Raw genomic sequence first — 8,047 nt, forward strand, 5'->3', positions numbered from 1 at the left:
GCTGTACACGCCGCTCAGTCCGGCCATGCCATGGCAACTCTCGGCAATGATCAGGCGCAGCGATGCGCAAATCCTGCACCTGCATTTGCCCAACCCTTCGTGTTTCTGGGCACTGCTCAGCTCGCGTGCCCGCGCCCTGCCCTGGGTGGTTCATTGGCATGCGGATGTTTCGGCGGACATGCCGGATTGGCGGGTGCGTGCCGCCTACCGGTTGTATCGGCCATTCGAGCGGGCGCTGCTGGCCAGAGCTTCGGCGATCATTGCCACCTCTCGCGCCTATTTCGAGGTCAGCGCGGCCTTGTCCGAGTGGAAGGACAAGGTGATGACCATTCCGCTGGGCATTGCCGAGGTGAAGGGAGATAGCGGCAAAGCGCCCGCGTGGCCTCGCGCGCAGCGCTTGCGCGTGCTTGGCGTCGGTCGGCTGAGTCACTACAAGGGTTTTGCCGTGCTGCTCGATGCCCTGGCACAGACCACCGATGCAAGCCTGGTGCTGGTTGGCGAGGGCGAGGAATCTTCGCGCCTTCGTGCGCAGGCGGATCGTCTCGGCATGACAGATCGGGTTTCGTTTCTCGGCGCGTTGGACGATGCGGAGCTGCTTGCGGCCTATGCCGCAGCGGATGTGCTGGTGCTGCCTTCGCTGGACCGCAGTGAGGCCTTCGGTCTCGTCCTGCTGGAGGCGATGCGCGCCGGATTGGCCGTGATTGCCAGCGATATTCCGGGGTCGGGCGTGGGTCAGGTTATCCAGCACGAAAAGAGTGGCTTGCTGGTTGAGCCCGGCAACGCGCAGGATCTCGCCGATGCGCTTGCTCGCATGAGCGAACCGGGTTTGCGCGCCCGGATCGCCGATGCCGGACATCAACGATGGCGAGAGAAATTCACGCTGGCACAGTCGGCGCACGCGGTACTTGGCGTTTATCAGCGGACACAACGTTAGTATCTGCAAGCAGCAACGCCATCAAGGTGAACACCGCCGGCACCACATGCAGCACCAGGCGGTTCGCGCTGGTGTAATTTTCAGCCCAGGCTGATGCGTCGGTAAAGAAGAACAGAACGAAGAGGAAGGCCACACACGCCGCCACCAGTGTACTGAGCGAGCGCGCCGAGCGATCGGCCACGAACACCCGCCAGCGCAACAAGACCACCAGCGGCACGAGATACCAGAGCAAATGCCAGTTCGGCAGCGTCAGCAGGCCCGAAAGCATCTCGCTTCCGACAGGGCGCCAGTAGAGATCCAGCTCTCCGAGTGCCGGAATCGTCACCTGGCCCCAGGAAACATGAACCCAGCCGAGTCCAAAGATCGGCACATGGAATCCGCCCAGAGCTATGCCGACACCAATACAGACGACAAGCGCCGCCAGCACGATCCAGCGCAGGCGTCGGGAAAGCAGGCCAAGCAACGCGACTGCAGCAAACAGCATCAGCCAGACTGCGCCCTCCAGTTTGATCAAGGGCAGGCAAACGGCAAACAACAAGGCCAGTACCAATTGTCCGGGATTCCTCTGACGAACCCAGCGCAACCAGCACAGCACGGCCATGCCAAACGCTGCAGCCAGCCAGAGATCGGCGTATCCGGCCAGCGCTGCGTGGGCATCCAGCAATGGCAGTGACAACAATCCATAGACCAGCAACATCGACAGCCCCGGACGAATGCCCAGCGCTCGCCAATGTCCGTAGCTGGCCAATCCGATTGCGCCAAGCACCCCCGTCCACACCGCATTGATCAGCGGCTCGTTCCAGCCTCCGGCGGCGCTGGCGAACCAGATCTGAATCCAGGCGAGCAGCTCGGGATAATCCCAGATCGCCGAGGTACGCAGATCTGCTGCTGGCCTCGCCAGCCACTCCTGGATCGGCACATAGACCACGTGATGACCGAGCAGGAACCAGGCCTTTGGTTTGACCGCCCATGCCGACCACGCATCCCACGGGAAGGTCGGACGCAGCAAGGCTTCGGCCACGATTGCATCGAGACGGATCAGGATCGCAGCCAGCAGCAAAAACCAGAGAAGGCGTCCGACAAATCCATCTGCGCTGGCCAGCAGAGACGGAGAGCGCGAAGGATGGCGAAACGCAAAAACGGCAGCCCAGGCAAGGATGCCAATCCCTGCCAACCAGGGCGCCACGCGCGCAAAGGTCGCGCCCGTGTTCTCCAATGCGAGCAGTTTGCCCAATACGGCGGCGAGAAACAGTCCAAGCAGAAAACCTGTACCCGCCGCGGCGGCAAGGTCACCCGGCAGACGACGCCCACGATTCAAGGCCAGGCAGATTCCGGCCCCGGTCACCCACGGCAGTAGCCAGGCCAGACAATAGCCGAGACTCATGGCTGCCTCCGCACACGCAACACCAGCAGTCGATTTCGCCTCAGCAACAGCTCTCCGCCGAATTTCAGCCCACCACCTTGCAGCAGATGGTGTTGCTGATCGTAGGTCCAGCCAGGGGTATCGTAGACAATGACAACGCTGCCCTCAGGCAATGGCTGGCCCGGCGCTTCGTCAATGGCCTGGGCAAGCACGCCGACATTCAACGGCAACAGGTGATAAACGAGGCGCAGAACGGTAAAGCTCGATTCGGCATGAACCAGGATGCGCGAATTTTCAGGCAAATCGCGCAGAGCGGACTTGAGTTCGTGCGCGGTTTCGACAATATCGTGATCGGCAGAATGCAGTTCACGCTCGGGCCAATCAAACTCGGCGTAGAGGCTTTCCGTCGCCGCATGCCGCCAATTCAATCCCGATTGCCATTGCAGGTCCAGCAGCAACCAGCCAAGCACGAAGGTGATGACGCTCAATCGCAACAGCGCAGATCCACGGACCCGCAGTATCAGCCAGGACCAGAGCAGCAGCGAAGCAATGATCAGCATGAGACAGAGCTGCAGCGATTGCGCGCGCGGCGTATCGGTATCACGGCCAAGCGCATGCACGGATCGCTGGCTCCACGGCCACTGCCCCAGCCAGTCGGTCGCCAGCGCCGAAAGATCACCAAGCCAGGAGCGCGAGCTCAGACTGGCGTTGACCAGGGTGAATGGGCGGAAACCCTGCATCGGCGGGACGATCTGCGGAGTCGGGTATTCGGCGAAAGCGAGTTCGGTGATGCGCCCCTGCCATTCGGGCACCGTGCCGAGATCGAACCAGGCATCGCCATCACCAGGCCAGGGCAAGGAAACGACCGTGACATCCTCGTTGCCGACGCGACGGAAAACCAGCGACAGTTCCAGCGTGTGTGGAAACTGCTCGAAGTGATAACGCAAGATCGGATTATCGGCAGCTTCGATGCCATTGAGAACGATCGATTGCAGGGCGGTTCGATTTTCGCCGACCGCACCAATGCGCAGACGCGTTTCATCCTGCGCAGCACCGCCAATGACCACACGAAAATCGGAGCCGTCCCAGTGTCGTGGCTGACTGGCAACCAGCGGTGACGACCACTGCATCCCGGCCGCCCAGGCCAGGATGGCGGCGACGCTGAATAGCATGGCAATGGCGAAAAGTGATTTCCTCATGTGGCGAGCGTACCGATATGGGCAAGCTCGGCATCGCTGAAACCGGCATTGAGGCGAGCCTCGATATTGAACGGGCCACGCAGACTGCCGTGCATGTGCGTTTCCAGCAATTCGGCAAAGGTAGCCTCGGATTCAACCCCGGATTGCGCGCAACACCAGGCGAACCATCGCGAGCCAACCGCAACATGGGCGACTTCTTCGCGCAGGATGATTTCGAGGATGTCTGCCGTTGCGTCGTCGCCGACACCACGCAGGCGCCGAATCATTCCCGGCGTTACATCCAGTCCGCGCGCTTCGAGCACACGCGGTACCAGGGCCATGCGCTGCAAGCAGGAGCCTGCGGTGACGATGGCCATTTCCCAGAGACCATTGTGGGCATCAAAATCGCCGTAGCCATGATCGAGTTCGGCGAGACGATCACTGAGCAGGCGAAAGTGCCGCGCCTCGTCATCAGCCACTCCGACCCAATCGGCGTAGAACGCTTCCGGCATGCCGCGAAAGCGATAGACCGCATCCCAGGCCAGGTTGATCGCGTTGAATTCGATATGCGCAATCGCATGGACCAGCGCCGCCCTGCCCTCGGCTGATCCGAGCCCACGCTGAGCAAGCTTGCGTGGCTCTATCAGGAGCGGCCGCGGCGGCCGACCCGGAGTGAGGATGGATTCCACGTTTTGATCATTGCCATTGGCAGTCAGCTTGCCGGCACGGTAGTCCGCCGCTGTCTGCCGACTCAGCACGAACTTCTGCTCAGGATCAGTTGCGCGAAGGCAACTCAGCGCCGCGGCAAACAAGTCACTTGTAGGCATTGGATTCCATCCACCCATTGCAAAAAAAACGGCCGATTGAGATCAGCCGTTCACAATTCTGCCGGTTTCTGCCGGTGCACGACAGCTATCCGGTCACGTATCCGGTTTCAAGCATTTTGCCGACGCTTGTCCTTGGCCTCGTCTGAACGTGAAAACTGGAGCTGATCCAGATAGGTTGGCTCGATCCCGGTAACGTACTCACCGGAAAAACAGGACGTATCAAATTTTTCCAGATTGTCGTTGCCTTCGGAAATTGCGGCAACGAGATCCGGAAGATCCTGATAGACCAGCCAGTCGGCACCCAGCACTTTCTCGATTTCTTCCTCGGTACGGCCGTGGGCAACCAGTTCCGCCGCGGTCGGCATATCGATGCCGTAGATGTTCGGGTAACGCACCGGCGGTGCCGCCGAGGCGAAATAGACCTTGTTCGCACCGGCCTCGCGCGCCATCTGGATGATCTGTTTGGAGGTGGTGCCACGGACGATGGAATCGTCGACCAGCAACACATTCTTGTTGCGGAATTCCAGGCCGACCGCATTCAGCTTGCGACGTACCGATTTCACCCGCTCGCTCTGCCCCGGCATGATGAAGGTGCGCCCGACATATCGGTTCTTGACCAGGCCTTCACGCATCGGCACACCGAGCGTCTGGGCCAGCGACGATGCCGCGGTGCGTGCAGTATCCGGAATCGGAATCACCGAATCGATGCCATGATCCGGCCTGATGCGCTTGATCTTGGCGGCGAGTCGCTCACCCATGCGCAAACGTGCCTTGTACACCGAAACATCCTCGATCATCGAATCGGGGCGGGCCAGATAGACCCATTCAAAGATGCATGGCGCATGCGCGGTCGGCTCGGCACACTGTCGCGAAAACAACTCGCCATCCGGGGTGATCAGAATTCCCTCGCCGGGCGCAACATCACGAAGCAGGCGGAATCCGAGAATGTCGAACGCGACCGACTCCGATGCCACCGCGTACTCCTTGCCATTCGGCGTATCGCGCTCGCCAAGAACCAGCGGACGAATGCCATGAGGATCGCGGAATGCCAGCATGCCATAGCCGAGGACCAGCGAGACCACTGCATAGCCGCCGATGCAGCGACGATGAACACCAGCGACCGCCTTGAAAATATTGTCGTATGACAGCGCCATGCGATCCTGGATCTGCAGCTCATGGGCCAGCACGTTGAGCAGAAACTCCGAATCCGAATCGGTGTTGATGTGACGCCGGTCGTCCTCGAACATCTCGCGACGCAAGGTTTCGGTGTTGACCAGATTGCCGTTGTGCCCAAGGGCTATGCCGTACGGCGAATTCACGTACAACGGCTGCGCTTCGTTGCTGTCTTCCGCGCCGGCGGTCGGATAGCGGCAGTGGCCGATTCCGATTTCACCTCGCAGATTGAGCATGTCCTCGCGCTGGAACACATCCTGGACCAGGCCGTTGCCTTTGTGCAGACGCAGGCGCGCACCATCCACCGTGGCAATGCCGGCGGCATCCTGGCCTCGGTGCTGGAGCACGGTCAAGGCGTCGTAAAGCGCCGAAGCGACTTCCGACTTGCCGACAATTCCAATGATTCCGCACATGCTTCAGTTCACTGTGAAGGAGAAGGTTGTTCGCGCTTTGGTACGACCGGCGCGGGGGCTTGCTGGATCACGTTGGCCGCAGCTGCAGGAATTGCCGCAACGGCCGGCTCAAGGTACTTCGATACGGTTTCGGGTAGAAACGTCGCCACCCAGCTCGCACTGCGCTCGAACGTCGGCAACATGCGTGAATTCTGCCACCAGTCATCGCGTACGACCGGAGTGAATTTCATCAGCATGATCACCAGAACAACCAGAGCGCAACCACGCGCCAGGCCAAAAATCATGCCGAGCAGGCGATCCGTCCCGGACAAACCGCTGCCGCTGACCAGCTTCCGCAACAGGTAACTGACGATCGCACCGGCAATGAGCACCGCTACAAAACAGATCGCGTAACCCAGCATCACCCTCACCGACGGCACCGAGATGGTGCCGGAAAACTGCTCCGCAACCACCGGCCCGAACATCCAGGCCACCCAGAATGCCAGCACCCAGCACGCCAGGGCCATGACTTCGCCGATAAATCCGCGCCACACGCCAACCAGGATCGACAAGGTCAACGTGGCGATGATCGCGTAGTCGAACCAGTTCATCGTGGCAGCCCGGACTTTCGCTGAATACGCAGGATGATTGCGCTACACGATGAACCGAGTTCCTTGATGCCATCGCGGCTGTGCCACCGGATCCGCGTCGATTGCATCGCCGAATGCGTGGAATGTCGTGTGAACTCAATGGACAAGCGATGGCCTGCGTCATTCATGAATAATCCGTGCCCGACTTACGGCTGGGTAACGATGAGTCCATCCATTTTCAACTTGTCCTTGATCTGGTCGCGCAGCTTTTCCGCATTGGCGCGTTCGATTTCCGGTCCGGCACGAACCCGCCAGAGAGTCTTGCCTTCGGTCGTGAACTTGTCGACGAAGCCAACGAAACCGGCGGCACTCAGTCGCCCCTTCAACTTGTTGGCATCTTCAACGGTTGCGAACGCACCGAGCTGGACGGCCCAGGCACCTGCCGCAGTCTTGGCAACCGCCGTGGCCGGAGCATCTGCCTTGGCGTCCTCGGCGACTCCGACGATGCTGCTTGGCACATCACTGCGAACCTGCTTGATACGGATTCTTGCAGCCTCGGCTTCGGCGCGATCGGTGAATGGACCGACGCGAACACGCTTGGCCGGTTTGCCCTTGTAGTCAACCGATTCGGCAAAGGCCGGAAAACCGCTCTTCTTCAATTGCGCGACCAGATCACTGGCATTGCCGGACGCGGCATAGACACCCAGATGAACCAGATACTTGCCATCTGCGGCCTTGCCAGCTTCGACCTGTTCGACCGTGGCCGGCGTGGTGGCCTCGCTGACCGGCTTGGCAATCGCTGCCGATGGCGGCTCGGAGGTGTCGATGGAATTGACCGCCTCGGGCATTACCTCAACGCGGGGCGGAACCTGGGTATCGACGCTGGCAACCGGTTCACGGGACTGTGCCTGATGTTCAGGCAGGCGTGATGCATCCTTGTTCGCTGTATCCACGGCAAGCACGCGAGTCTCGAATTCACGCGTCGGCTGCGGCGGGATCTCCATGTTTGTCGTCACCGAATCCTGTTTCGGCGCGCTGCCACTGAACAGCATCGGCAGGAAAATGATGGCAAGTGCAATCAGGACGACGGCACCTAAGAGGCGTTGTTTCAAGGCAGATTCCATGGGCGTGGGCGCAGACCAAGTCGGCGATGATTATACGCGTCCCTCAATCTCTCGCCCGGCCCGCACGTTTTTTCATCTGCACGATCACCTGCGACGCGACGAGGAACGAACCGAAGGCAATGATGCGGTCTGCGCGCGCGGCCGAGGCAAATGCCGCGTCCAGCGCATCGTTCACGCTCGCATGGCAGTTGATGGATCGTGCCGCCACATGTTCAGAAACGCGATCCAGCAGGCTTGCTGAATCAAGGCCTCGCGGACTTTCTGCATCAAGCCCGCCCAGATGCCAGCGATCAATCCGGCTACCCAACGCATCGACAATCCCGACGACATCCTTGTCCGCCAGAGCGCCGAATACCGCCACGGTGGCAGCACTGGCCGGATGCTGATCCAGCCACGCGGAAAACACGCGCGCCGCCTGTGGGTTGTGCGCGACATCCACGATCAATTCGGGTGGTCCGGGAAACCG

At 60.6% G+C, this 8,047-nt stretch carries 8 protein-coding genes; 1 reads left to right on the plus strand and 7 read right to left on the minus strand.

The window, feature by feature from the left end:
• The coding region (locus tag VFN25_RS13580; protein WP_325142810.1) for a glycosyltransferase at positions 1 to 934 on the plus strand (934 nt) is incomplete at its 5' end.
• Here VFN25_RS13580 and VFN25_RS13585 read toward each other — a convergent pair.
• The 7 genes from VFN25_RS13585 to VFN25_RS13615 form a co-directional block, all read right to left on the minus strand.
• On the minus strand, positions 876 to 2,318 hold the full coding sequence (locus tag VFN25_RS13585; protein WP_325142812.1) for a hypothetical protein: 1,443 nt from the start codon (positions 2,316 to 2,318) through the stop codon (positions 876 to 878). The two genes, VFN25_RS13580 and VFN25_RS13585, sit on opposite strands and share 59 nt — an antisense overlap.
• Entirely contained in the window at positions 2,315 to 3,496 is a 1,182-nt protein-coding gene (locus VFN25_RS13590) for a hypothetical protein (protein WP_325142814.1), read from the minus strand. The genes VFN25_RS13585 and VFN25_RS13590 overlap by 4 nt, the downstream gene beginning before the upstream one ends.
• The gene (locus tag VFN25_RS13595; protein ID WP_325142816.1) at positions 3,493 to 4,320 is read right to left on the minus strand and encodes a ferritin-like domain-containing protein; all 828 of its coding nucleotides are present in this window, start codon (positions 4,318 to 4,320) and stop codon (positions 3,493 to 3,495) included. Before VFN25_RS13595 ends, VFN25_RS13590 begins: the two co-directional genes overlap by 4 nt.
• Positions 4,321 to 4,409: 89 nt before the next feature.
• A complete protein-coding gene (gene purF, locus VFN25_RS13600) occupies positions 4,410 to 5,888 on the minus strand; it encodes an amidophosphoribosyltransferase (RefSeq protein ID WP_325142818.1) in 1,479 nt (492 codons plus the stop codon).
• 8 nt (positions 5,889 to 5,896) lie between these two features.
• Positions 5,897 to 6,478, minus strand: coding sequence for a CvpA family protein (locus tag VFN25_RS13605; RefSeq protein ID WP_325142820.1), 582 nt, complete (start codon positions 6,476 to 6,478; stop codon positions 5,897 to 5,899).
• A 185-nt stretch (positions 6,479 to 6,663) separates the two neighbouring features.
• Positions 6,664 to 7,569 (minus strand): SPOR domain-containing protein, encoded by a 906-nt coding sequence (locus tag VFN25_RS13610; protein WP_325142822.1) that lies wholly within the window; start codon positions 7,567 to 7,569, stop codon positions 6,664 to 6,666.
• Between the two features lie 55 nt (positions 7,570 to 7,624).
• On the minus strand, positions 7,625 to 8,047 hold a 423-nt coding region (locus tag VFN25_RS13615; RefSeq protein ID WP_414648964.1), incomplete at its 5' end, for a glutamate ligase domain-containing protein.

The organism is Dokdonella sp., from assembly GCF_035703485.1.
Taxonomy (GTDB): Bacteria; Pseudomonadota; Gammaproteobacteria; order Xanthomonadales; family Rhodanobacteraceae; genus Dokdonella.

Excerpts from the sequence above, each read along its gene's own strand:
- VFN25_RS13585 (WP_325142812.1), bottom strand. The coding sequence starts at position 2,318 with ATGAGTCTCGGCTATTGTCTGGCCTGGCTACTGCCGTGGGTGACCGGG.
- VFN25_RS13590 (WP_325142814.1), bottom strand. The coding sequence starts at position 3,496 with ATGAGGAAATCACTTTTCGCCATTGCCATGCTATTCAGCGTCGCCGCC.
- VFN25_RS13595 (WP_325142816.1), bottom strand. The coding sequence starts at position 4,320 with ATGGGTGGATGGAATCCAATGCCTACAAGTGACTTGTTTGCCGCGGCG.
- purF (WP_325142818.1), bottom strand. The coding sequence starts at position 5,888 with ATGTGCGGAATCATTGGAATTGTCGGCAAGTCGGAAGTCGCTTCGGCG.
- VFN25_RS13605 (WP_325142820.1), bottom strand. The coding sequence starts at position 6,478 with ATGAACTGGTTCGACTACGCGATCATCGCCACGTTGACCTTGTCGATC.